The 24,073-nt window shown below is 40.4% G+C and carries 10 protein-coding genes, 25 tRNA genes and 6 rRNA genes; 1 reads left to right on the top strand and 40 read right to left on the bottom strand.

Going from position 1 to position 24,073, the window contains the following annotated elements; genetic code table 11:
• Positions 1-17: 17 nt before the first annotated feature.
• The 35 genes from ptb to KGNDJEFE_RS01475 all read right to left on the bottom strand — a co-directional run bounded on the left by ptb (position 18) and on the right by KGNDJEFE_RS01475 (position 16,196).
• Positions 18-926, bottom strand: coding sequence for a phosphate butyryltransferase (gene ptb / locus KGNDJEFE_RS01645; protein ID WP_006438923.1), 909 nt, complete (start codon positions 924-926; stop codon positions 18-20).
• Between the two features lie 516 nt (positions 927-1,442).
• Positions 1,443-2,342, bottom strand: a complete 900-nt coding sequence (locus tag KGNDJEFE_RS01640) for a CdaR family protein (RefSeq protein WP_006438922.1) — start codon at positions 2,340-2,342, stop codon at positions 1,443-1,445.
• Positions 2,339-3,178: a diadenylate cyclase CdaA gene (cdaA, locus tag KGNDJEFE_RS01635; RefSeq protein WP_006438921.1), complete on the bottom strand. Its 840-nt coding sequence runs from the start codon at positions 3,176-3,178 to the stop codon at positions 2,339-2,341. Before cdaA ends, KGNDJEFE_RS01640 begins: the two co-directional genes overlap by 4 nt.
• A gap of 276 nt (positions 3,179-3,454) precedes the next feature.
• Positions 3,455-3,528: transfer RNA gene (locus KGNDJEFE_RS01630), tRNA-Arg, on the bottom strand.
• Positions 3,529-3,537: 9 nt separating this feature from the next.
• A tRNA-Gly gene (locus tag KGNDJEFE_RS01625) sits at positions 3,538-3,612 on the bottom strand.
• A gap of 9 nt (positions 3,613-3,621) precedes the next feature.
• Positions 3,622-3,698, bottom strand: a tRNA-Asp gene (locus KGNDJEFE_RS01620).
• A gap of 8 nt (positions 3,699-3,706) precedes the next feature.
• Positions 3,707-3,782, bottom strand: a tRNA-Val gene (locus KGNDJEFE_RS01615).
• Positions 3,783-3,786: 4 nt separating this feature from the next.
• Positions 3,787-3,860, bottom strand: a tRNA-Gly gene (locus KGNDJEFE_RS01610).
• Between the two features lie 9 nt (positions 3,861-3,869).
• Positions 3,870-3,944: transfer RNA gene (locus tag KGNDJEFE_RS01605), tRNA-Glu, on the bottom strand.
• A 5-nt stretch (positions 3,945-3,949) separates the two neighbouring features.
• Positions 3,950-4,066, bottom strand: a 5S ribosomal RNA gene (gene rrf, locus KGNDJEFE_RS01600).
• Positions 4,067-4,070: 4 nt separating this feature from the next.
• A tRNA-Gly gene (locus KGNDJEFE_RS01595) sits at positions 4,071-4,144 on the bottom strand.
• A 59-nt stretch (positions 4,145-4,203) separates the two neighbouring features.
• A 23S ribosomal RNA gene (locus tag KGNDJEFE_RS01590) occupies positions 4,204-7,105 on the bottom strand.
• A 151-nt stretch (positions 7,106-7,256) separates the two neighbouring features.
• A 16S ribosomal RNA gene (locus KGNDJEFE_RS01585) occupies positions 7,257-8,759 on the bottom strand.
• A 206-nt stretch (positions 8,760-8,965) separates the two neighbouring features.
• Positions 8,966-9,039: transfer RNA gene (locus KGNDJEFE_RS01580), tRNA-Met, on the bottom strand.
• A gap of 8 nt (positions 9,040-9,047) precedes the next feature.
• Positions 9,048-9,123, bottom strand: a tRNA-Phe gene (locus tag KGNDJEFE_RS01575).
• 10 nt (positions 9,124-9,133) lie between these two features.
• Positions 9,134-9,207 (bottom strand) — tRNA-Ile (locus tag KGNDJEFE_RS01570).
• A 5-nt stretch (positions 9,208-9,212) separates the two neighbouring features.
• Positions 9,213-9,289, bottom strand: a tRNA-Pro gene (locus tag KGNDJEFE_RS01565).
• Between the two features lie 11 nt (positions 9,290-9,300).
• A tRNA-Trp gene (locus tag KGNDJEFE_RS01560) sits at positions 9,301-9,376 on the bottom strand.
• Between the two features lie 21 nt (positions 9,377-9,397).
• Positions 9,398-9,471, bottom strand: a tRNA-Ile gene (locus KGNDJEFE_RS01555).
• 6 nt (positions 9,472-9,477) lie between these two features.
• Positions 9,478-9,554 (bottom strand) — tRNA-Pro (locus tag KGNDJEFE_RS01550).
• Between the two features lie 9 nt (positions 9,555-9,563).
• A tRNA-Ser gene (locus KGNDJEFE_RS01545) sits at positions 9,564-9,657 on the bottom strand.
• Between the two features lie 5 nt (positions 9,658-9,662).
• A tRNA-Ser gene (locus KGNDJEFE_RS01540) sits at positions 9,663-9,751 on the bottom strand.
• A 13-nt stretch (positions 9,752-9,764) separates the two neighbouring features.
• A tRNA-Lys gene (locus KGNDJEFE_RS01535) sits at positions 9,765-9,837 on the bottom strand.
• A gap of 11 nt (positions 9,838-9,848) precedes the next feature.
• Positions 9,849-9,922 (bottom strand) — tRNA-Arg (locus KGNDJEFE_RS01530).
• Between the two features lie 10 nt (positions 9,923-9,932).
• Positions 9,933-10,008: transfer RNA gene (locus KGNDJEFE_RS01525), tRNA-Thr, on the bottom strand.
• A 4-nt stretch (positions 10,009-10,012) separates the two neighbouring features.
• Positions 10,013-10,088, bottom strand: a tRNA-Asn gene (locus KGNDJEFE_RS01520).
• Positions 10,089-10,115: 27 nt separating this feature from the next.
• Positions 10,116-10,192: transfer RNA gene (locus KGNDJEFE_RS01515), tRNA-Asp, on the bottom strand.
• Between the two features lie 8 nt (positions 10,193-10,200).
• Positions 10,201-10,276 (bottom strand) — tRNA-Val (locus KGNDJEFE_RS01510).
• A gap of 4 nt (positions 10,277-10,280) precedes the next feature.
• Positions 10,281-10,354: transfer RNA gene (locus KGNDJEFE_RS01505), tRNA-Gly, on the bottom strand.
• 9 nt (positions 10,355-10,363) lie between these two features.
• Positions 10,364-10,438, bottom strand: a tRNA-Glu gene (locus KGNDJEFE_RS01500).
• A 5-nt stretch (positions 10,439-10,443) separates the two neighbouring features.
• A 5S ribosomal RNA gene (gene rrf / locus KGNDJEFE_RS01495) occupies positions 10,444-10,560 on the bottom strand.
• Positions 10,561-10,564: 4 nt separating this feature from the next.
• Positions 10,565-10,638 (bottom strand) — tRNA-Gly (locus KGNDJEFE_RS01490).
• Positions 10,639-10,697: 59 nt separating this feature from the next.
• Positions 10,698-13,599, bottom strand: a 23S ribosomal RNA gene (locus KGNDJEFE_RS01485).
• Positions 13,600-13,750: 151 nt separating this feature from the next.
• Positions 13,751-15,254, bottom strand: a 16S ribosomal RNA gene (locus tag KGNDJEFE_RS01480).
• The 16S, 23S and 5S rRNA genes sit together here with 25 tRNA genes alongside, the layout of an rRNA operon.
• Positions 15,255-15,692: 438 nt before the next feature.
• A complete protein-coding gene (locus KGNDJEFE_RS01475; protein WP_006441056.1) occupies positions 15,693-16,196 on the bottom strand; it encodes a GNAT family N-acetyltransferase in 504 nt (167 codons plus the stop codon).
• A 371-nt stretch (positions 16,197-16,567) separates the two neighbouring features.
• On the opposite strand from KGNDJEFE_RS01475, the gene KGNDJEFE_RS01470 reads away from it, so the two are divergent.
• Positions 16,568-17,428: a LysR family transcriptional regulator gene (locus tag KGNDJEFE_RS01470; protein ID WP_006441055.1), complete on the top strand. Its 861-nt coding sequence runs from the start codon at positions 16,568-16,570 to the stop codon at positions 17,426-17,428.
• Between the two features lie 123 nt (positions 17,429-17,551).
• Here KGNDJEFE_RS01470 and KGNDJEFE_RS01465 read toward each other — a convergent pair whose 3' ends face one another.
• From KGNDJEFE_RS01465 to carB, 5 genes are all read right to left on the bottom strand, one after another.
• Positions 17,552-18,055, bottom strand: a complete 504-nt coding sequence (locus KGNDJEFE_RS01465; RefSeq protein ID WP_006441054.1) for an SEC-C metal-binding domain-containing protein — start codon at positions 18,053-18,055, stop codon at positions 17,552-17,554.
• Positions 18,056-18,109: 54 nt separating this feature from the next.
• Complete coding sequence (locus tag KGNDJEFE_RS01460) at positions 18,110-18,817, bottom strand: peptide arginase family protein (RefSeq protein WP_006441053.1); 708 nt, start codon at positions 18,815-18,817, stop codon at positions 18,110-18,112.
• A 22-nt stretch (positions 18,818-18,839) separates the two neighbouring features.
• Positions 18,840-19,520, bottom strand: coding sequence for an RluA family pseudouridine synthase (locus KGNDJEFE_RS01455; RefSeq protein ID WP_006441052.1), 681 nt, complete (start codon positions 19,518-19,520; stop codon positions 18,840-18,842).
• A 3-nt stretch (positions 19,521-19,523) separates the two neighbouring features.
• Positions 19,524-20,393, bottom strand: coding sequence for a class I SAM-dependent methyltransferase (locus tag KGNDJEFE_RS01450; protein ID WP_006441051.1), 870 nt, complete (start codon positions 20,391-20,393; stop codon positions 19,524-19,526).
• Between the two features lie 462 nt (positions 20,394-20,855).
• Complete coding sequence (gene carB, locus KGNDJEFE_RS01445; protein ID WP_006441050.1) at positions 20,856-24,065, bottom strand: carbamoyl-phosphate synthase large subunit; 3,210 nt, start codon at positions 24,063-24,065, stop codon at positions 20,856-20,858.
• Positions 24,066-24,073 lie beyond the last annotated feature (8 nt).

Genomic DNA, 24,073 nt, shown 5'->3' with positions numbered 1-24,073 from the left:
AGTTAATCAAAGTTAAATTATTTTGCAGTTTTAGCTGCCATAAGAACTCCAAGTGCTATAGAGTTTAATTTAGTTTCTTCTGTATCTGCTCTTGAAGTAAGTATTACTGGTGCTTTTGCTCCAACTATTACACCTGCATTTTTAGCCTGTGCAAAGAATACCATTGATTTGTAAAGAACGTTACCAGCTTCTATGTCTGGAACTAATAGTATGTCAGCTTTTCCAGCACCTGGATGGTTAACACCTTTATGAGCTGCTGCTTCTTCTGAAACTGCGTTATCTAGTGCAAATGGTCCACCTACTACACAACCAGTTATTTCACCTTTTTCACACATTTCCTGAAGTTCTGCTGCTTCAACTGTATCTTTCATTTTTGGATTTACTTTTTCTTTTGCACATAAGCATGCAACATTTGGTACTTCTATATCTAATGCGTGTGCAACATCAACAGCATTTTCTATTATCTGTTTTTTAGCTGCAACATCTGGAGCTAAGTTCATAGCTGCATCAGTTATGAAGAATAGTCTGTCAAATCCATTAACATCAAATACTGCAACATGGCTTAATACTTTACCAGTTCTTAGACCTATTTCTTTGTCTAGTACTGCTTTAAGAACTATTGATGTATCAACTATTCCTTTCATTACCATATCAGCTTTTCCTGACGAAACAAGTTCAACAGCTTTTCTTGAAGCTTCTACTAAATCTTCTATATTTATTAATTCATAGTTAGCTAAGTCTATTCCTAATTCTTTTGCTATAGGTTCTGTTTTAGCTATGTCCCCAACTAATATAGCGTTTGCTATTCCTTCTTTTCTTGCCATTTCAACTGCAAGTAAAACTTCTTTATCCTGACAGCAAGCAACTGATATAGTTTTAGGTCCTCTTTCTTTTGCAAATTTTATAACTTCTTCAAAGTTTCTCATAAACTCCACCTCGTAGTAGTATTTTTTATTTGTATATCATAATTATATTATACTCTATTATTAAAACAAAATAAATCGTTTTCCAGATATGCGTTATTTTATTTTCTCAAAGAATATGTCATTAAAAATACATTATATATTTATAATATCTCTAAAATAAATAAGTTGCAATAAAAATATAAATTTAACAAAAATAAATTTATATTTAATTGCAACTTAAATTTTTTATAGTCCTATTATTATATTTTTTATGATTATCTCTTTATTTTATTAATTTTAATGCATTTTTATTATTTTTATTTTCAGAATAATCGTATTTGTATTTATTTTATTGAAGTTAATTTTATTATGTCTAAGTATATTTTGTAATATAATCAATTTAATTTTAATACTTATTTTTCGTTATACAAATATCAATTAATTCTTTTGTCACACAATTCAATATATTTGCATCTTTTTTATTTAATTGTATATCACTTTTAACGTAAATATTTTTGTAAGTTTTGCGAAAACGTTTTATCTATCTAAACTAACTCTGATTTTATTTTTTTCGCATTTTACATCATTTGGCATAACTAGATTTACCTCTATAGTTTTTTTGTTTTTTAAATCCTCTATATTTATAGTTTCTGTTTCTACATATTGGATATTTTTTAAAGTGTCTACTTTTCCTGTTATTGTAACCGATTCTTCACTTAATTTATATGTAATTAAATCTTCTTCTGTATTAAATACGACTTTTATAGGAACCTCTTTAGAATCAAGCATTTTTATTTTTAGGTAAACATACGGATTTTCAATTTCTACTCCTTTTACCTCTTTTCCATTTTCGTCTAATGCAATTAATCTAACTTTCTTAGTTAACTCCTTTTGAGTATTATCTTTTAATGAATCAATTTTTCCTACAACATTTTTTACTTTATTCATCTGTGTTCTTGGACCAGAAATTGTTGCATAATCATTCTCTGGTGTTATAGAATCTATATTTTCTTTATCTTCATCACTTACATTTATATTTATTTTTAAGTTTTTATTTATCTTCTTTTCTAAATTTACAATTATAGTACTCTGAGTAAATTCATGACTTACCCTTTCTGACATATTAGCTCTAAGATAAACTTCATTTTTACCTTCTATAGGGTTATCTATTTCCCCATAAACCTTTATATCATCTTTATCTATGTTTTTTACATTTGATAATTTTCCACTTATATTCATACTAGATAATAAAGATTCATCTGGATATATTACAAGATCCTTCTCCTCTAATTCATCTAGATTACTGACTGTTACCGGTATATCTTCTATTAATTTCGTATCCTCTGGATCTACTATTGCTATTACATACATCCACAATGCTATTGCACTAAAGAGCGCAATTAACTTCACTTTTGTATTATTTTTTAGTCTCATCATTTAAATAATCCTCCTATAAAAGAGCTTTTTTCTTCTTTTTTAGCCTGAAGATTATGAGATAATATACTCTTCATTCTTTCTTTAGTAATATCTCTATATAATTTACCTGATTTTGCTATAGAAACTCCACCTGTTTCTTCTGAAACTATAAGTGTAAGACAGTCAGAAACCTCACTAACGCCTACCCCAGCTCTATGTCTAGTACCTAAATCTTTGCTAAGATCTTTACTCTGTGTTAATGGTAAGAAACAAGCAGCTGCCTTTATTTTAGACTCTCTTACAACAACAGCACCATCATGTAGGGGAGTATTGGGAATAAATATATTTACTAATAACTGTCTTGATATTTCTGAATCAAGTATAGTTCCTGTATTTATTATATCATTTAGTTTAGTTTCTCTTTCCATAACAATTAAAGCTCCTATCTTTTGTCTTGCTAATGAATATAGAGCCTCTACTATTTCATCTATTACATGATTAAATTTTTCTTCAGATACTCCTGATTGCTTCTGGAATATTTTTAATTTTGTTCTTCCTATATGTTCCAACCCTGCTCTTAATTCTGGTTGGAATATTATAAACGGAAGAATAAAACCAACCTCTAAAGATTTTACTAACAACCAATAAATTGTGTGTAATTTGAATATTTTACTTGCTCCGGTTGCAACAAGTAATATCAAAAGACCTTTTAAAACCTGTTCTGCTCTTGTATCTTTTATAAACATAAATATTTTGTAAAATAAATATGTTACTATTGCTATATCAAGTATATCGTTAATACCCATTTGGTATATCATATCTAAAAATTCACCAACAAAAGAACCAAAATCTAACACTTCTTTTCCTCCTTATATTTTTATTTATATTAAAAATATTATTAATCCCTTCACCTTAGTATCATTTTATCACATTAAATATTATACTATATATAAGAATTAAAATACACAAATTATTTATATCATAAAGAACTTATCAATTTCTTTATTAATTTCAAATTTATTTTTATATTTTTCTAAACTTTTATTATCTAACTCTAAAATTTATTTTTTACTACATTTTACTTTAATAAAAATATAAAAAAAAGATTCTGTTAAAAAACAGAATCTTTTAAATGAGCGCAGAAGGATTCGAACCTTCGACACACGCCTTAGAAGGGCGTTGCTCTATCCAGCTGAGCTATGCACCCATATTAAGTTGGAGCGGGAAACGAGATTCGAACTCGCGACTTCGACCTTGGCAAGGTCGCGCTCTACCGCTGAACTATTCCCGCATAATAAAGTGGCGACTCGGATGGGGTTCGAACCCACGACCTCCAGCGTGACAGGCTGGCATTCTAACCAACTGAACTACCGAGCCACTTTATATGGTGGGGTTAACAGGGCTCGAACCTGTGACCCCCTGCTTGTAAGGCAGATGCTCTCCCAGCTGAGCTATAACCCCATTTTGGAGCGGGTGAAGGGGATCGAACCCTCACAGCTGGCTTGGAAGGCCAGAACTCTACCATTGAGCTACACCCGCATATTTAATTGGTGACCCGTAGGAGAATCGAACTCCTGTTACCACCGTGAAAGGGTGGTGTCTTAACCGCTTGACCAACGGGCCATTTAACGTGGCTACGTCCTACTCTCCCAGGGGCCTTCGCCCCAAGTACCATCAGCGATAGAGAGCTTAACTTCTGTGTTCGGAATGGGAACAGGTGTATCCTCTCTTCTATAATAACCACATTTTTGGAGCGGGTGAAGGGGATCGAACCCTCACAGCTGGCTTGGAAGGCCAGAACTCTACCATTGAGCTACACCCGCATATTGAGCACTATACTCTGAAAACTACATACATATTAATCAAATCACCAAATATTTTCTTGGTCAAGTCCTCGACCTATTAGTATCGGTAAGCTGCATACATTACTGCACTTCCACCTCCGACCTATCAACCACGTAGTCTTCATGGGGTCTTACTTCCGAAGAATGGGAAATCTTATCTTAAGGCTGGCTTCGCGCTTAGATGCTTTCAGCGCTTATCCGTTCCGTACATAGCTACCCAGCCATGCCTCTGGCGAGACAACTGGTACACCAGCGGTACGTCCACCCCGGTCCTCTCGTACTAAGGGCAGATCCTCTCAAATTTCCTACGCCTGCGACGGATAGGGACCGAACTGTCTCACGACGTTCTGAACCCAGCTCGCGTACCACTTTAATGGGCGAACAGCCCAACCCTTGGGACCTACTACAGCCCCAGGATGTGATGAGCCGACATCGAGGTGCCAAACCTCCCCGTCGATGTGGACTCTTGGGGGAGATAAGCCTGTTATCCCCAGGGTAGCTTTTATCCGTTGAGCGATGGCCCTTCCACTCAGAACCACCGGATCACTAAGTCCGACTTTCGTCCTTGCTCGACCTGTATGTCTTGCAATCAAGCTCTCTTATGCCTTTACACTCTGTGCACGATTTCCGACCGTGCTGAGAGAACCTTTGAGCGCCTCCGTTACCTTTTGGGAGGCGACCGCCCCAGTCAAACTGCCCGCCTGACAGTGTCCCAAGACCTGATTCAAGGCCTCTGGTTAGAGTCCCAGTACTACAGGGGTGGTATCCCAACGGTGGCTCATCCAAAACTGGCGTCCTGGAATCAAAGCCTCCCACCTATGCTGTACATGTAGTACCAAGACCCAATGCCAAGCTACAGTAAAGCTCCATGGGGTCTTTCCGTCCTGTCGCAGGTATCCGGCATCTTCACCGGAATTACAATTTCACCGAGTCTGTTGTTGAGACAGTGCCCAAATCGTTACGCCTTTCGTGCGGGTCGGAACTTACCCGACAAGGAATTTCGCTACCTTAGGACCGTTATAGTTACGGCCGCCGTTTACTGGGGCTTAAGTTCACTGCTTCGATTGCTCTAACAGATCCCCTTAACCTTCCAGCACCGGGCAGGCGTCAGCTCCTATACATCGTCTTGCGACTTAGCAGAAACCTATGTTTTTGGTAAACAGTCGCTTGGGCCTATTCTCTGCGGCCATCTTTCGATGGCACCCCTTATCCCTAAGTTACGGGGTCATTTTGCCGAGTTCCTTAACAACAGTTCTCTCGCTGGCCTTAGGATACTCTCCTCACCCACCTGTGTCGGTTTGCGGTACGGGCGCCTTTAAACTCGATAGAGACTTTTCTCGACAGTGTGAATGCAGATGCTTCGCTACTAAATTTCGCTCCCCGTCACACCCCAGCATTATATCCGTGGATTTGCCTCCGGATACTGCCTCAGTGCTTGGACGTGCATAACCAACAGCACGCTCATCCTGTCCTACTGTGTCATCCCATTTCTCAAACGCTTATTGGCGGTACAGGAATTTCAACCTGTTGTCCATCACCTACGCCTTTCGGCCTCGGCTTAGGTCCCGACTAACCCAGGGAGGACGAACCTTCCCCTGGAAACCTTGGGTTTACGGCCTGTGGGATTCTCACCCACATCTCGCTACTCATGCCAACATTCTCACTTCTTTACAGTCCACATGTCCTTACGGTCATGCTTCTGCCCAGTAAAGAAAGCTCCCCTACCCATCATAAATGATGCCGTGGCTTCGGTAGTAGGTTTTAGCCCCGGAAATCTTCGGCGCAGGATCACTCGACCAGTGAGCTATTACGCACTCTTTGAATGAGTGGCTGCTTCTAAGCCAACATCCTGGTTGTCTGTGCAATCCCACATCCTTTACCACTTAACCTACATTTGGGGACCTTAGCCGACGGTCTGGGCTGTTGCCCTCTCGACCGTGAATCTTATCACCCACGGTCTGACTCCCAGATAAAAGATGACGGCATTCGGAGTTTGATAGTCTTCGGTAGGTGCAATACCCCCTAGGACATTCAGTGCTCTACCTCCGTATCTCTGAATCTGAGGCTAGCCCTAAAGCTATTTCGGGGAGAACCAGCTATCTCCGGGTTCGATTGGAATTTCACCGCTATCCACAAGTCATCCCCGAGCTTTTCAACGCTCGTGGGTTCGGTCCTCCACGAAATTTTACTTTCGCTTCAACCTGCTCATGGATAGGTCACCCGGTTTCGGGTCTACGTCATGCAACTAAACGCTCAGTTAAAACTCGCTTTCGCTGCGGCTGCATACTTGAAGTACTTAACCTTGCTGCATAACGTAACTCGTTGGCCCGTTCTACAAAAAGTACGCGGTCACACAAGAAATGTGCTTCCACAGTTTGTAAGTACAGGGTTTCAGGTTCTATTTCACTCCCCTCCCGGGGTTCTTTTCACCTTTCCCTCACGGTACTATGCGCTATCGGTCACCGGGTAGTATTTAGCCTTGGAGGGTGGTCCCTCCTGCTTCCCACGGGGTTTCACGTGTCCCGTGGTACTCTGGATCATATCGGAAGTCTTCTCACTTCGACTACAGGGCTGTTACCTTCTATGGCGGAGCTTTCCAAAACTCTTCGTCTGTAATAACCTCTTCCTGATGATATGTCCGCAACCCCTAAGAAGCGAACTTCTTAGGTTTGGGCTGTTCCGCGTTCGCTCGCCGCTACTAGCGGAATCGAATTTCTTTCTCTTCCTTCGGGTACTTAGATGTTTCAGTTCCCCGAGTTCCCCTCAACGAGCTATGTATTCACTCGAAGATACCATGACATTACTCATGGTGAGTTTCCTCATTCGGAAATCTATGGATCAAAGTTTACGTGCAACTCCCCATAGCTTATCGCAGCTTATCACGTCCTTCATCGGCTCCCGGTGCCAAGGCATCCGCCCTGCACCCTTAATAACTTGACCAGTTACAGTTGATATTTTTTTATAAGGTTATCGTCCTTATTTATCACATTAAGGAAATAAATGATGTCATATCATAATATATATGTAGTTTTCAAAGTACAGTTTTGAAGGAATGAACCTTCAAAACCGAACAGCAGATAATTCTCCCTAGAAAGGAGGTGATCCAGCCGCACCTTCCGATACGGCTACCTTGTTACGACTTCACCCCAGTTATTGATTCCACCTTCGACGACTTCTCCCAAAAGGTTAGATAGTCGGCTTCGGGTGTCTCCAACTCCCATGGTGTGACGGGCGGTGTGTACAAGACCCGGGAACGCATTCACCGCAGCATTCTGATCTGCGATTACTAGTAACTCCAGCTTCATGTAGGCGAGTTTCAGCCTACAATCCGAACTGAGAATGGCTTTAAGGGATTTGCTCCACCTCACGGCTTGGCTGCCCTCTGTACCACCCATTGTAGCACGTGTGTAGCCCTAGGCATAAGGGGCATGATGATTTGACGTCATCCCCACCTTCCTCCAGGTTATCCCTGGCAGTCTCTCTAGAGTGCCCAACTTAATGATGGCAACTAAAGACAAGGGTTGCGCTCGTTGCGGGACTTAACCCAACATCTCACGACACGAGCTGACGACAACCATGCACCACCTGTCACTTCTGTCCCCGGAGGGAAAGAGGAGATTAGTCCTCGGTCAGAAGGATGTCAAGCCTAGGTAAGGTTCTTCGCGTTGCTTCGAATTAAACCACATGCTCCGCTACTTGTGCGGGTCCCCGTCAATTCCTTTGAGTTTCACACTTGCGTGCGTACTCCCCAGGCGGAGTACTTAATGCGTTAGCTGCGGCACCGAAGGGGGTAACCTCCGACACCTAGTACTCATCGTTTACAGCGTGGACTACCAGGGTATCTAATCCTGTTTGCTCCCCACGCTTTCGTGCCTCAGCGTCAGTTACAGTCCAGAAAGCCGCCTTCGCTACTGGTGTTCCTCCCAATATCTACGCATTTCACCGCTACACTGGGAATTCCGCTTTCCTCTCCTGCACTCAAGTCAGACAGTATCAGGAGCTTACTACGGTTGAGCCGTAGCCTTTAACTCCTGACTTGAAAGACCGCCTACGCACCCTTTACGCCCAGTAAATCCGGATAACGCTAGCCCCCTACGTATTACCGCGGCTGCTGGCACGTAGTTAGCCGGGGCTTCCTCCTCAAGTACCGTCATTATCTTCCTTGAGGACAGAGCTTTACGACCCGAAGGCCTTCATCGCTCACGCGGCGTTGCTGCATCAGGCTTGCGCCCATTGTGCAATATTCCCCACTGCTGCCTCCCGTAGGAGTTTGGACCGTGTCTCAGTTCCAATGTGGCCGATCACCCTCTCAGGTCGGCTACTGATCGTCGCCTTGGTGGGCCGTTACCCCGCCAACAAGCTAATCAGACGCGGGTCCATCCTGTACCGAAAAATCTTTGATATAAAAGTCATGCGACTCTTATATATTATCCCGTATTAGCATACCTTTCGGTATGTTATCCGTGTGTACAGGGCAGGTTACCCACGCGTTACTCACCCGTCCGCCGCTCTTCTCCGAAGAGAATCGCTCGACTTGCATGTGTTAGGCACGCCGCCAGCGTTCATCCTGAGCCAGGATCAAACTCTCAAAATAAAATTCTTCGAATTTTATATCGCCAACGAATTTTTCGCTAATGCTCAAAATTCCGTTGCTCAAAATAAAATCAGTTTGTTATATCCGCTCAGATGTTATCTCAAAATATCTGGCATGGTTTGTATGGCGTTCGAACTATTTGTTCGAACTAAATATATCTGCTGTTCAGTTTTCAAAGTTCATAATCAACTATTAATATAGCTCAGTAGCGGTAACAGGAGTCGAACCTGTGACCTTTCGGGTATGAACCGAACGCTCTAGCCAACTAAGCTATACCGCCATGTTCTATGGTGCCCAGAGGCGGAATCGAACCACCGACACGGGGATTTTCAGTCCCCTGCTCTACCGACTGAGCTATCTAGGCATGAAATAAGTGGGCCTAGCTGGACTCGAACCAGCGACCTCACGCTTATCAGGCGTGCGCTCTAACCACCTGAGCTATAGGCCCATAAATGGTCGAGGTGAAGGGACTCGAACCCCCGGCCCCATGGTCCCAAACCACGTGCGCTACCAAACTGCGCTACACCTCGATTTTGTTGATTGGCAGGGGTAGAGGGACTCGAACCCCCGGCGCACGGTTTTGGAGACCGACGCTCTACCAACTGAGCTATACCCCTATATTTTTAAATAAAAAAAGATGGACCATCAGGGACTCGAACCCCAGACCTACCGGTTATGAGCCGGGCGCTCTAACCAACTGAGCTAATGGTCCATAAATTGGTCGAGGTGAAGGGACTCGAACCCCCGGCCCCATGGTCCCAAACCACGTGCGCTACCAAACTGCGCTACACCTCGATCTAATTCTGGCGGAGAAGGAGGGATTCGAACCCTCGCACCGGTGTTACCCAGCCTAAACCCTTAGCAGGGGCTCCTCTTATAGCCTCTTGAGTACTTCTCCTAATATGGCGGAGAGGGTGGGATTCGAACCCACGGTGCCGTTAAGCATCACTGGTTTTCAAGACCAGCTCCTTAAACCACTCGGACACCTCTCCAGATTGTAAAAAATGATCTATCCGCGATTCGAACGCGGGACACCTTGATTAAAAGTCAAGTGCTCTACCGACTGAGCTAATAGACCATAATAAAAAATGAGCGCAGAAGGATTCGAACCTTCGACACACGCCTTAGAAGGGCGTTGCTCTATCCAGCTGAGCTATGCACCCACATTAAATTTGGAGCTGGTGATAGGACTCGAACCTACAACCTGCTGATTACAAGTCAGCTGCTCTACCAATTGAGCCACACCAGCATATTGGCGGGAATAACAGGACTCGAACCTGTGACCCAATGATTAACAGTCATTTGCTCTACCAACTGAGCCATATTCCCACATTCTTAATATTTATTTTTATAAAGTGGCGACTCGGATGGGGTTCGAACCCACGACCTCCAGCGTGACAGGCTGGCATTCTAACCAACTGAACTACCGAGCCACTTTATATGGTGGGGTTAACAGGGCTCGAACCTGTGACCCCCTGCTTGTAAGGCAGATGCTCTCCCAGCTGAGCTATAACCCCATTTTGGAGCGGGTGAAGGGGATCGAACCCTCACAGCTGGCTTGGAAGGCCAGAACTCTACCATTGAGCTACACCCGCATATTTAATTGGTGACCCGTAGGAGAATCGAACTCCTGTTACCACCGTGAAAGGGTGGTGTCTTAACCGCTTGACCAACGGGCCATTTAACGTGGCTACGTCCTACTCTCCCAGAGGCCTTCGCCCCAAGTACCATCAGCGATAGAGAGCTTAACTTCTGTGTTCGGAATGGGAACAGGTGTATCCTCTCTTCTATAATAACCACATTATTGGAGCGGGTGAAGGGGATCGAACCCTCACAGCTGGCTTGGAAGGCCAGAACTCTACCATTGAGCTACACCCGCATATTGAGCACTATACTCTGAAAACTACATACATATTAATCAAATCACCAAATATTTTCTTGGTCAAGTCCTCGACCTATTAGTATCGGTAAGCTGCATACATTACTGCACTTCCACCTCCGACCTATCAACCACGTAGTCTTCATGGGGTCTTACTTCCGAAGAATGGGAAATCTTATCTTAAGGCTGGCTTCGCGCTTAGATGCTTTCAGCGCTTATCCGTTCCGTACATAGCTACCCAGCCATGCCTCTGGCGAGACAACTGGTACACCAGCGGTACGTCCACCCCGGTCCTCTCGTACTAAGGGCAGATCCTCTCAAATTTCCTACGCCTGCGACGGATAGGGACCGAACTGTCTCACGACGTTCTGAACCCAGCTCGCGTACCACTTTAATGGGCGAACAGCCCAACCCTTGGGACCTACTACAGCCCCAGGATGTGATGAGCCGACATCGAGGTGCCAAACCTCCCCGTCGATGTGGACTCTTGGGGGAGATAAGCCTGTTATCCCCAGGGTAGCTTTTATCCGTTGAGCGATGGCCCTTCCACTCAGAACCACCGGATCACTAAGTCCGACTTTCGTCCTTGCTCGACCTGTATGTCTTGCAATCAAGCTCTCTTATGCCTTTACACTCTGTGCACGATTTCCGACCGTGCTGAGAGAACCTTTGAGCGCCTCCGTTACCTTTTGGGAGGCGACCGCCCCAGTCAAACTGCCCGCCTGACAGTGTCCCAAGACCTGATTCAAGGCCTCTGGTTAGAGTCCCAGTACTACAGGGGTGGTATCCCAACGGTGGCTCATCCAAAACTGGCGTCCTGGAATCAAAGCCTCCCACCTATGCTGTACATGTAGTACCAAGACCCAATGCCAAGCTACAGTAAAGCTCCATGGGGTCTTTCCGTCCTGTCGCAGGTATCCGGCATCTTCACCGGAATTACAATTTCACCGAGTCTGTTGTTGAGACAGTGCCCAAATCGTTACGCCTTTCGTGCGGGTCGGAACTTACCCGACAAGGAATTTCGCTACCTTAGGACCGTTATAGTTACGGCCGCCGTTTACTGGGGCTTAAGTTCACTGCTTCGATTGCTCTAACAGATCCCCTTAACCTTCCAGCACCGGGCAGGCGTCAGCTCCTATACATCGTCTTGCGACTTAGCAGAAACCTATGTTTTTGGTAAACAGTCGCTTGGGCCTATTCTCTGCGGCCATCTTTCGATGGCACCCCTTATCCCTAAGTTACGGGGTCATTTTGCCGAGTTCCTTAACAACAGTTCTCTCGCTGGCCTTAGGATACTCTCCTCACCCACCTGTGTCGGTTTGCGGTACGGGCGCCTTTAAACTCGATAGAGACTTTTCTCGACAGTGTGAATGCAGATGCTTCGCTACTAAATTTCGCTCCCCGTCACACCCCAGCATTATATCCGTGGATTTGCCTCCGGATACTGCCTCAGTGCTTGGACGTGCATAACCAACAGCACGCTCATCCTGTCCTACTGTGTCATCCCATTTCTCAAACGCTTATTGGCGGTACAGGAATTTCAACCTGTTGTCCATCACCTACGCCTTTCGGCCTCGGCTTAGGTCCCGACTAACCCAGGGAGGACGAACCTTCCCCTGGAAACCTTGGGTTTACGGCCTGTGGGATTCTCACCCACATCTCGCTACTCATGCCAACATTCTCACTTCTTTACAGTCCACATGTCCTTACGGTCATGCTTCTGCCCAGTAAAGAAAGCTCCCCTACCCATCATAAATGATGCCGTGGCTTCGGTAGTAGGTTTTAGCCCCGGAAATCTTCGGCGCAGGATCACTCGACCAGTGAGCTATTACGCACTCTTTGAATGAGTGGCTGCTTCTAAGCCAACATCCTGGTTGTCTGTGCAATCCCACATCCTTTACCACTTAACCTACATTTGGGGACCTTAGCCGACGGTCTGGGCTGTTGCCCTCTCGACCGTGAATCTTATCACCCACGGTCTGACTCCCAGATAAAAGATGACGGCATTCGGAGTTTGATAGTCTTCGGTAGGTGCAATACCCCCTAGGACATTCAGTGCTCTACCTCCGTATCTCTGAATCTGAGGCTAGCCCTAAAGCTATTTCGGGGAGAACCAGCTATCTCCGGGTTCGATTGGAATTTCACCGCTATCCACAAGTCATCCCCGAGCTTTTCAACGCTCGTGGGTTCGGTCCTCCACGAAATTTTACTTTCGCTTCAACCTGCTCATGGATAGGTCACCCGGTTTCGGGTCTACGTCATGCAACTAAACGCTCAGTTAAAACTCGCTTTCGCTGCGGCTGCATACTTGAAGTACTTAACCTTGCTGCATAACGTAACTCGTTGGCCCGTTCTACAAAAAGTACGCGGTCACACAAGAAATGTGCTTCCACAGTTTGTAAGTACAGGGTTTCAGGTTCTATTTCACTCCCCTCCCGGGGTTCTTTTCACCTTTCCCTCACGGTACTATGCGCTATCGGTCACCGGGTAGTATTTAGCCTTGGAGGGTGGTCCCTCCTGCTTCCCACGGGGTTTCACGTGTCCCGTGGTACTCTGGATCATATCGGAAGTCTTCTCACTTCGACTACAGGGCTGTTACCTTCTATGGCGGAGCTTTCCAAAACTCTTCGTCTGTAATAACCTCTTCCTGATGATATGTCCGCAACCCCTAAGAAGCGAACTTCTTAGGTTTGGGCTGTTCCGCGTTCGCTCGCCGCTACTAGCGGAATCGAATTTCTTTCTCTTCCTTCGGGTACTTAGATGTTTCAGTTCCCCGAGTTCCCCTCAACGAGCTATGTATTCACTCGAAGATACCATGACATTACTCATGGTGAGTTTCCTCATTCGGAAATCTATGGATCAAAGTTTACGTGCAACTCCCCATAGCTTATCGCAGCTTATCACGTCCTTCATCGGCTCCCGGTGCCAAGGCATCCGCCCTGCACCCTTAATAACTTGACCAGTTACAGTTGATATTTTTTTATAAGGTTATCGTCCTTATTTATCACATTAAGGAAATAAATGATGTCATATCATAATATATATGTAGTTTTCAAAGTACAGTTTTGAAGGAATGAACCTTCAAAACCGAACAGCAGATAATTCTCCCTAGAAAGGAGGTGATCCAGCCGCACCTTCCGATACGGCTACCTTGTTACGACTTCACCCCAGTTATTGATTCCACCTTCGACGACTTCTCCCAAAAGGTTAGATAGTCGGCTTCGGGTGTCTCCAACTCCCATGGTGTGACGGGCGGTGTGTACAAGACCCGGGAACGCATTCACCGCAGCATTCTGATCTGCGATTACTAGTAACTCCAGCTTCATGTAGGCGAGTTTCAGCCTACAATCCGAACTGAGAATGGCTTTAAGGGATTTGCTCCACCTCACGGCTTGGCTGCCCTCTGTACCACCCATTGTAGCACGTGTGTAGCCCTAGGCATAAGGGGCATGATGATTTGACGTCATCCCCACCTTCCTCCAGGTTATCCCTGGCAGTCTCTCTAGAGTGCCCAACTTAATGATGGCAACTAAAGACAAGGGTTGCGCTCGTTGCGGGACTTAACCCAACATCTCACGACACGAGCTGACGACAACCATGCACCACCTGTCACTTCTGTCCCCGGAGGGAAAGAGGAGATTAGTCCTCGGTCAGAAGGATGTCAAGCCTAGGTAAGGTTCTTCGCGTTGCTTCGAATTAAACCACATGCTCCGCTACTTGTGCGGGTCCCCGTCAATTCCTTTGAGTTTCACACTTGCGTGCGTACTCCCCAGGCGGAGTACTTAATGCGTTAGCTGCGGCACCGAAGGGGGTAACCTCCGACACCTAGTACTCATCGTTTACAGCGTGGACTACCAGGGTATCTAATCCTGTTTGCTCCCCACGCTTTCGTGCCTCAGCGTCAGTTACAGTCCAGAAAGCCGCCTTCGCTACTGGTGTTCCTCCCAATATCTACGCATTTCACCGCTACACTGGGAATTCCGCTTTCCTCTCCTGCACTCAAGTCAGACAGTATCAGGAGCTTACTACGGTTGAGCCGTAGCCTTTAACTCCTGACTTGAAAGACCGCCTACGCACCCTTTACGCCCAGTAAATCCGGATAACGCTAGCCCCCTACGTATTACCGCGGCTGCTGGCACGTAGTTAGCCGGGGCTTCCTCCTCAAGTACCGTCATTATCTTCCTTGAGGACAGAGCTTTACGACCCGAAGGCCTTCATCGCTCACGCGGCGTTGCTGCATCAGGCTTGCGCCCATTGTGCAATATTCCCCACTGCTGCCTCCCGTAGGAGTTTGGACCGTGTCTCAGTTCCAATGTGGCCGATCACCCTCTCAGGTCGGCTACTGATCGTCGCCTTGGTGGGCCGTTACCCCGCCAACAAGCTAATCAGACGCGGGTCCATCCTGTACCGAAAAAATCTTTGATATAAAAGTCATGCGACTCTTATATATTATCCCGTATTAGCATACCTTTCGGTATGTTATCCGTGTGTACAGGGCAGGTTACCCACGCGTTACTCACCCGTCCGCCGCTCTTCTCCGAAGAGAATCGCTCGACTTGCATGTGTTAGGCACGCCGCCAGCGTTCATCCTGAGCCAGGATCAAACTCTCAAAATAAAATTCTTCGAATTTTATATCGCCAACGATTTTTTCGCTAATGTTCAAAATTCCGTTGCTCAAAATAAAATCAGTTTGTTATATCCGCTCAGATGTTATCTCAAAATATCTGGCATGGTTTGTATGGCGTTCGAACAAATAGTTCGAACTAAATATATCTGCTGTTCAGTTTTCAAAGTTCATTTAAAACTTTCGTTTTATTTTTTATTTTCTTGCCCTCTCTCAAGGACAAGTATTATATTATCATCTTTTATTTTTATCGTCAACACTTTTTTTAAACTTTTTTTAATTTTTTTCATTTAAATTTTTAAACTTCTAGATATTCTAAAAAACACAGCTATTTTGAAGTGAAATATTTACTTTTTTATAATCAAAATATCTGGAATTTTATATAAACTCATTGTAACTAATTCAAAATATTACCTGTTGTAAACCCAACTAAAAAATCTTTTCGTATGCAACTCTTTCGGCTCCGTCTTCAAGAAGAATTACTCCACAATATTTAAATCCGTTTTTTTCTAATAATCCTCTCATAACAAAGTTATCCTCATGTGTATCTATTTTTATACTTTTATACCCATATTCTTTACATTTTTCTTCAGAAAAACTCATTATTTCATGAGATAAACCCTGCCCTTTAAATGCGTCACTAATTGCAACTCGATGAACAACACCATACTTTCTATCGCTAAGCCATTCACCCGCATAAATCTTATCGTATGTACTCTCTCCCCTAAAAGAAATCGCCGCTGTAGCAACTATTTTTCCATCTATCAACATGACATAACTCTCATCAGCACTTATATCTTCTTTTAAATTATCTTCATTAGGATAACCATCTTGCCATTGATCTATCCCTTTACTTTTAAAATATTCCTGCGCTTGATTTATAATCTTCATCATTTCTGGTATATCTTCAATGCTAGACTTTCTAAACTCCATAACTTTTCAAAACTCCTCCCTAAAACAACTAAACAATAAAAATAACTATATAACATCGTTATATAGTAAAATAATATCAAAATAGATTATACCAAACTTCACATATGAATCATATCAAAAAATATCTAAAAAACTTTAAACTTATATGCTCATTTTTTCTATCAATCCTCTTATTAGCATAAATTTATTTTATAATTTAATTTACTGTTTTTATAATTTAATAAAATTCATTTATTTTTCAACTTTAAACATATTGAAATTTAAACACTATAGATTATACTATACCGGGGTATAGTTATTATCTATAAAATTCTTTTATTCATATATGTTAAAATAATCTCGTAATAAAGTGATAGAAAAGGTGAGAACTAATGAAAATAGAAAAATTATATTATTTTGAAAGCGCTGCTAGACAAAAAAGCTTCACAAAAGCTGCTAGTGAATGCCTTGTTGCGCAGCCAGCTATAAGTCATAGCATAAAAAGTTTAGAATCTGAACTTGGGTTTGATGTCTTTGTAAGAGACAAAAAAAATATCTCTCTAACACCACAGGGCGAGGTCTTTTATAACGATGTTGTTAAAATCCTAGATAAATATGACAAAGCTGTAGAAAAAGCGAGAGATTTCTCTAACTATATAAACAAAAAAATAATAATAGGTCTATATGGATTTAGCGCTACAATTCCTATGGTACCTATCTTAAAAGAATTCAAACAAAATTTCCCAGAAATAGAATTAATATTCAAAAGATGCCATAACACTAGTTGTTTTGAATCTATATATTCTGGAGAATGTGACATAATAATATCTTACTGCTGCCCAGATGAATTCGCATACGATGATATATACTTTAAACCTTTGTCAGAAGACTCTTTACTACTTGCAGTACCACCAGAGTCTAATCTAGCTGATAAAGAATATATATCTACCAGAGACCTTCTAAATGCGGATAGAAACATGCACATCTTAGATACATACGAAAACCACATAAGAAGCTTTGTATCTATACCTTATGAAAAACTAAAAATAGAAACAGATGTAGAACTTCTTCACTTCTCTGGTTTTCTAAATAGAGATATAATATTTACCACACAATCAGAAATGGACTTCTTCCACGAATCTGACTACATAATAAAAGAAATTAAGAACATTAGTTCAAAAGCAATACATGGAATTTTTTACAAAAAGAACAATCTCAACCCATTAGTTCATGAATTTGTAAATACACTTTAAAGACACTTTCTTTTATAAAATAAAACCTTGGATACGCATTTCCATAATCCTATATTTATAATAAAGTTTTTCATAAAAAAGCCTCGATTTTAAATCGAGGCTTTTTTATATCATTTCTAAATACTAAGCGTTTTTACCACAGCATTTTTTGTATTTTTTACCACTTCCACATGGACATGGATCATTTCTTCCAACTTTATGTTCTTTAACTATAGTTTTGCTTTTTTTGTATTTTTTATGTAATTCTTTTCTTGTTTCATCAGAAAGTATACCTTCCCATTCAGGTAAAGTATATAACCATTCAGCTTCAACAGCACACATATTGTAGAATAATTTTTCCCAGTCTATTTTTATAGATACTTCCCCATCTGCTTCTATAGCATCTAGGTCTAGATCTTCTTTTAAACTTTCGCTTATTCCATCTATGAATCCCATGAAGTATTCTGGAGATGTTTCGTATTTAGCTGCTAAATCAGCAACTTTTCCTTCTACAGTTTCAGTTTTTTCTTCTAATATTTTTCTGTATATGTCTCTCTCAACGTTTAAATAATCTTTCCAGAATTCTATTTCAGCTTCCTGGTTTTCGTGAGTTTCACTAAGGTTTTTCCATGCATCATATAAACTCATTGTAATTTCCTCCTAAAATAATCTCGTCTTATAAAAGACTTTCATTCAAATCTACTATATTATATCATAATTGAACAGTTCTTTTAATACTTTTATAGCTTTATCTTGTTCAATAAAGTACGGACTAGTAGCTATTGTAATAACATTAGCCCCTTTAATAAGCTCCTGTATTCTATCAAACCTATCAGAAAAAGGTATATAATCCATATCCCTTGAGAATATATCTAAATCTATATCTAGCACATATTCTCCTCTTACCTCTTCCTTCAAACTATAAGAACTGTCCATTATTATAAGCTCTGAAAAAATTTCATGCTCCATTGCAGGCTTAATAAAACTTCCCACATTAAGCACTTCATTTGTATATCTAAATACATCGTCTAAATCGTCTACATCTACATCATAATTAAGCGGAACTCTAGTATCCTTGTGCTGATCCACATGCACTAAAGTACACCCTCTATTAAAAAGACCTTCCTTAAGGCACTTCATCCAGAAGTAAAACGAATGGTTATGATTGTCGAAAATATACACTCTCTTTCCATCTTCAGTGTCCATTCTAACCATATTTTCTATACCATAAGCCTTAAACTCTGTATCCTCATCTATCTCATTAAAAACAATCTCTGTACCTTCCCTTACATCATCCAAATCTCCTTTTATAAGCTTTGGTACAAAAATCTTCTTATTCTCCCTTTCTTCAAAGGAAAAAATATTATTTCCAACTGGTTTTTCTATAAAAAATCCATTATATCTTTCCATACTATCCAATCATCCTTTCGAACTACTTATCAAAAACATTCCATGGATATTCTTTTGGTGGCTCACAGACAAACTCCATCTTCTCTTTAGTAACAGGATGAACTATCTCAATCTTATAAGACCAAAGCGCTATCTGCTGACCTACCTTGCTATTTTTACCATATCTCTGATCACCAACAAGAGGATTGTTTCTTGAAGCAAACTGAACTCTAATCTGATGTGGCCTACCAGTCTTTAAATCTATCTGAACTAGACTCATCTTATCCTTAAATGCTAGAGTTGCGTAGCTAAGCTCAGCGTACTTAGAATCCTTATGGCTTTCAGAAACCACACTAACCATATTAGTTTTCTTATTCTTATAAAGATAATCCTTTAAAGTATCACTCTGTTTTCTCATCTTTCCATTGATAACCGCTCTATAAGTCTTTTTAAACGTCTTATTTCTAACCTGCTCAGAAAGTCTAGATGCCGCCTTAGAAGTCTTGGCAAATACCATCGCACCTCCAACAGGTCTATCAAGTCTATGAACTAACCCTAAATAAACATTCCCCGGCTTATTATACTTTTCTTTAAGATATGCCTTTAATAGATTAACCATATCCTTATCATTTGTATTATCGCCCTGAGAAAGAATATTTACAGGCTTTTCAACTACTAAAAGATGATTATCTTCATAAAGTACATTTATATTTACACTAGACAAAGACTATCTCTCCCATCTCCCAAATATACCACAAGGAAGTATTTTACCATCTCTAGATGCTGGTATTCCAACTTCTCCACCGTATATCTGTCCACCTTTTACTTTCTTTCCTATAGTAGTAGAAAGTACGTTTTCAAGTACTATTGGAGAAAATCCTGTAGTATAAGAGTTTATTAAGAAGAATAATGGATCATCAGATAATACACCCATACATAATTCAACGAAATCGTATAATTTATCTTCTATTTTCCATACTTCACCTTTTGGTCCTCTTCCGTATGAAGGTGGGTCCATTATTATAGCATCGTATTTTCTTCCTCTTCTTATTTCTCTTTCAACGAATTTAACAACATCATCTACTATAAATCTTACTGTCTGATTCTGAAGTCCAGATAATGCTATATTATCTTTTGCCCAGTTTACCATACCTTTTGCTGCATCAACGTGGCAAACTTCTGCCCCAGCTGAAGCACAAGCAACAGTTGCTCCACCAGTATATGCAAATAAATTTAAAACCTTTATAGGTCTTTTTGCTTTCTTTATTTTATCTATCATCCAATCCCAGTTTGCTGCCTGTTCTGGGAAAAGACCTGTATGTTTAAATCCTGTAGGTCTTATATTGAATTTTAAATTCTTGTAGTTTATTGTCCAGCTTTCTGGATATTTTTTCTTCTGCTCCCAAGAACCTCCACCTCTATTACTTCTGTGGTAGTGTCCGTGTGGATTTTTCCATAATGACCATTCTTTTTCCATTGGCCAAACAACCTGTGGGTCTGGTCTTCTAAGGACGATATCTCCCCATCTCTCTAGCTTTTCTCCGTTACCCATGTCTATAAGCTCATAATCTTTCCAACTATCTGCTAAAATTAACATCTTTTCCTCCTTCTCTCTTATCTAATTAAATTTATATTTCTTAAAATATTTTCCATCTCATTTTTTAACCTAATTATTAATTATATCATACACACACAACCATTTGCACTACTTTATCTCACCAATCACATATAAATTAAATTACCTATTTACACCCTCTATCTTCTCAAAAGAAAACAGCATATAGAAAAAATACACTAAAAGATTTTCTAGAATCAGAAATATAATTTTAAAACAATTTTGGTAAAGTGGCGTCGTAAATATTTTGTGTCAAATAAAATAATCAAGCTTAGAATTACAAATTAATTTTCAACCGACAATCTACAAGCGCTACACGTCATTTAAATGTGTTATAAAAATAGGTGTAGCGCTGAAGCCTGGAGGTGAAAATTAATTTGTAACTCTAAGCAATAAAAATAGGCTGTCACAAAATATTGCGACAGCCTACCCATAAATTTTAAATTATATTTCTGATATGTTGTAAACTTTTAGCGTATCTTTATCTATATGCTGTTTCTTAACATCTACCATTGCTTTTAATGTATCAAGAGAAGTCATAACTTCTGTAGAGAATTCTATAGCAGTTCTTCTTATCTTGAATCCATCTCTGTTAGAGTCGTTACCTTTTGTAGGAGTATTTATAACCATATCTACCTGTTTATTTCTTATAGCGTCAAGTATATTTGGTCTAGCTTCTTCTACTCTATTTACAGTTTCAACTTCTATTCCGTTTTCTCTTAATGCTTTAGCTGTTCCTTCTGTAGCCATGAAAGTATATCCAAGATCTTTCATATCTTTAGCTATTTCTATGAACTCTTCTTTATCGTGGTTATTTATTGTAGCAAGTACGCAACCTCTTTCATCAGCTATACCTTTGCCAGCTGCAAGGAATCCTTTGTATAATGCTTCTTCTAAGTTAGCACCTACTCCAAGAACTTCCCCTGTTGATTTCATTTCAGGCCCTAGTGATACTTCAACCTGAGCAAGTTTTGCCATTGAGAATACTGGTACTTTAACAGATACTATATCTGGAGTTTTGTATACTCCTGTTCCGTATCCAAGGTCTTTTAATTTAGCACCTAACATACATTTAGTTGCAAGGTCTACTATTGGCACACCTGAAACTTTTGATATATATGGTACAGTTCTACTTGCTCTTGGGTTAACTTCTATTATGTATAATTCATTCTGGAATTCTATGAACTGAATGTTAACCATACCTATAACATTTAGGTCTAGAGCTATTTTTTTAGTGTAGTCTAATATTTTTTCTTTTATTCTGTCAGATATATTCTGGCTTGGGTACATTGTTATACTGTCTCCTGAGTGAACCCCTGCTCTTTCAAGGTGTTCCATTATACCAGGTATTAATATATCTTCTTTATCGCATATAGCGTCAACTTCTATTTCTCTACCAGTTAAGTATTTATCTATAAGAACTGGGTTTTTACTATCTCTTTCAAATGCTGCTTCTAAGTACTGAACTAATCTAGCTTCATCGTAAGTTATTTCCATACCCTGTCCACCAAGTACGTATGATGGTCTAACAAGTACTGGGAATCCTAAGTTGTGAGCAACTTCAAGACCTTCTTCAACAGTCCATACACCTCTACCTTTTGGTCTATTTATGTCTAATCTTTCTAGTAATTCATCGAATTTTTCTCTATCTTCAGCTGCATCTATATCTTCGAAATCAGTACCTAATATTGGTATATGTTTTTCGTGAAGGAATTTAGCTAGTTTTATAGCAGTCTGTCCACCGAACTGAAGTATAACTCCGTCTGGGTTTTCTTTTTCTATTATGTTAAGAACTTCTTCTTCTGTTAATGGTTCGAAGTATAATTTATCAGAAGTATCGAAGTCTGTTGATACAGTTTCAGGGTTGTTGTTTATTATTATTGTTTCTATTCCCTGTTTTCTTAATGATTTAACACAGTGAACTGAGCAGTAGTCGAATTCTATACCCTGTCCTATTCTTATTGGACCAGATCCAAGAACTATAACTTTTTTCTTATCGCTTACTGTTGCTTCATCGTATTCTTCATAAGTTGAGTAGTAGTATGGAGATAATGCATCTACTTCTCCAGCACATGTATCAACCATTTTGTAAGCTGGTTTTATATTGTAAAGCATTCTTAATTCGTATAACTGTTCTGGGTTTATTTTCATTAAGTCAGATATACCTTTATCAGAGAATCCTTTTTTCTTTAATTCAAGAAGATATTCTTTAGTAAGGTCTTCTATTTTCATACCTTTTAATTTTTCTTCCTGTTCAACTATCCATTTAAATCTATCTAAGAACCATTTATCCATCTTAGTTATTTGTTCTATCATTTCAACTTTGTAGCCTCTTCTTATCATTTCAGCTATGTCGAATAATCTTTCATCATCTGGAACAACTACTCTAGCTTTTAATTCTTCTAGAGATCTCTGTTCTGATGGTGCATGAACTAATGAATATTTTCCTATTTCTAGAGATCTTATACCTTTAAGTATAGCCGCTTCAAAGTTGCTTCCTATACTCATTATTTCTCCAGTAGCCATCATCTTAGTTCCTAATCTCTTATCAGCTTTCTTGAATTTATCGAAAGGCCATTTTGGTATTTTAGCAACTACGTAGTCTACACTTGGTTCGAAGCAAGCTTTAGTCTTTTTAGTTACTGCATTTTCTATTTCATCTAATGTATATCCAAGAGCTATCTTAGCAGAAACTTTTGCTATTGGATAACCAGTTGCTTTTGATGCTAATGCTGATGATCTTGAAACCCTTGGGTTTATTTCTATAACAGCATATTCGAAGCTATCTGGGTTAAGTGCGAACTGTACGTTACATCCACCCTGAACTTCTACTGCATTTAATATATCAAGAGATGCTTTTTTAAGCATTGCACATTCTTTAGCACTTAATGTCTGAGTTGGAGCAACAACTATACTGTCTCCTGTATGAACACCAACAGGGTCAACATTTTCCATGTTACATATAACTATGCTGTTTCCTATGCTATCTCTCATTACTTCGTATTCTATTTCTTTCCAACCTTTTATACTTTTTTCTAAAAGTACCTGGCTAACTGGGCTTAGCTGTAAACCGTGAACTAATATTTCTTTTAATTCTTCTTCGTTTTCAGCTATACCACCACCAGTTCCTCCTAGTGTATAAGCTGGTCTAACTACTAATGGATAACCTATTTTATTTGCATAAGCTAAACCATCTTCAAGAGTAGTTACTATATCACTTTCTATAACTGGCTGATTTATTTCTCTCATTACTTCTCTGAATATATCTCTATCTTCACCTTTTTTGATAGATTCAACAGAAGTACCTATTACTTTAACTCCGTATTTATCAAGTATTCCACTTTCATATAATTCAACTGCTAAGTTAAGTCCTGTCTGTCCACCCATTCCTGCAAGTAAACTGTCTGGTCTTTCTTTTTCTATTATTTTTTCTATGAATTCTAAAGTAAGTGGTTCTATATATATTTTGTCTGCTATTTCTTTATCTGTCATTATTGTAGCTGGGTTAGAGTTTATTAATACAACTTCTATCCCTTCTTCTTTTAAAGCCTGACAAGCCTGAGTTCCAGAATAGTCAAACTCTGCAGCCTGTCCTATTATTATAGGTCCTGACCCAAGTACTAATGTTTTCTTTATACTGTCTATTTTAGGCATAACATTCT

The organism is Peptacetobacter hiranonis (assembly GCF_008151785.1).
Taxonomy (GTDB): Bacteria; Bacillota; Clostridia; order Peptostreptococcales; family Peptostreptococcaceae; genus Peptacetobacter; species Peptacetobacter hiranonis.
Note: the sequence above shows the minus strand (reverse complement) of the source record. Positions and strands in the feature narration are given on the sequence as shown.

Bases quoted from the DNA above. Each gene is read 5' to 3' on its own strand.
- ptb (WP_006438923.1), bottom strand. From the start codon at position 926: ATGAGAAACTTTGAAGAAGTTATAAAATTTGCAAAAGAAAGAGGACCT.
- KGNDJEFE_RS01640 (WP_006438922.1), bottom strand. From the start codon at position 2,342: ATGATGAGACTAAAAAATAATACAAAAGTGAAGTTAATTGCGCTCTTT.
- KGNDJEFE_RS01475 (WP_006441056.1), bottom strand. From the start codon at position 16,196: ATGGAGTTTAGAAAGTCTAGCATTGAAGATATACCAGAAATGATGAAG.
- KGNDJEFE_RS01470 (WP_006441055.1), top strand. From the start codon at position 16,568: ATGAAAATAGAAAAATTATATTATTTTGAAAGCGCTGCTAGACAAAAA.
- KGNDJEFE_RS01465 (WP_006441054.1), bottom strand. From the start codon at position 18,055: ATGAGTTTATATGATGCATGGAAAAACCTTAGTGAAACTCACGAAAAC.
- KGNDJEFE_RS01460 (WP_006441053.1), bottom strand. From the start codon at position 18,817: ATGGAAAGATATAATGGATTTTTTATAGAAAAACCAGTTGGAAATAAT.
- KGNDJEFE_RS01450 (WP_006441051.1), bottom strand. From the start codon at position 20,393: ATGTTAATTTTAGCAGATAGTTGGAAAGATTATGAGCTTATAGACATG.
- carB (WP_006441050.1), bottom strand. From the start codon at position 24,065: ATGCCTAAAATAGACAGTATAAAGAAAACATTAGTACTTGGGTCAGGA.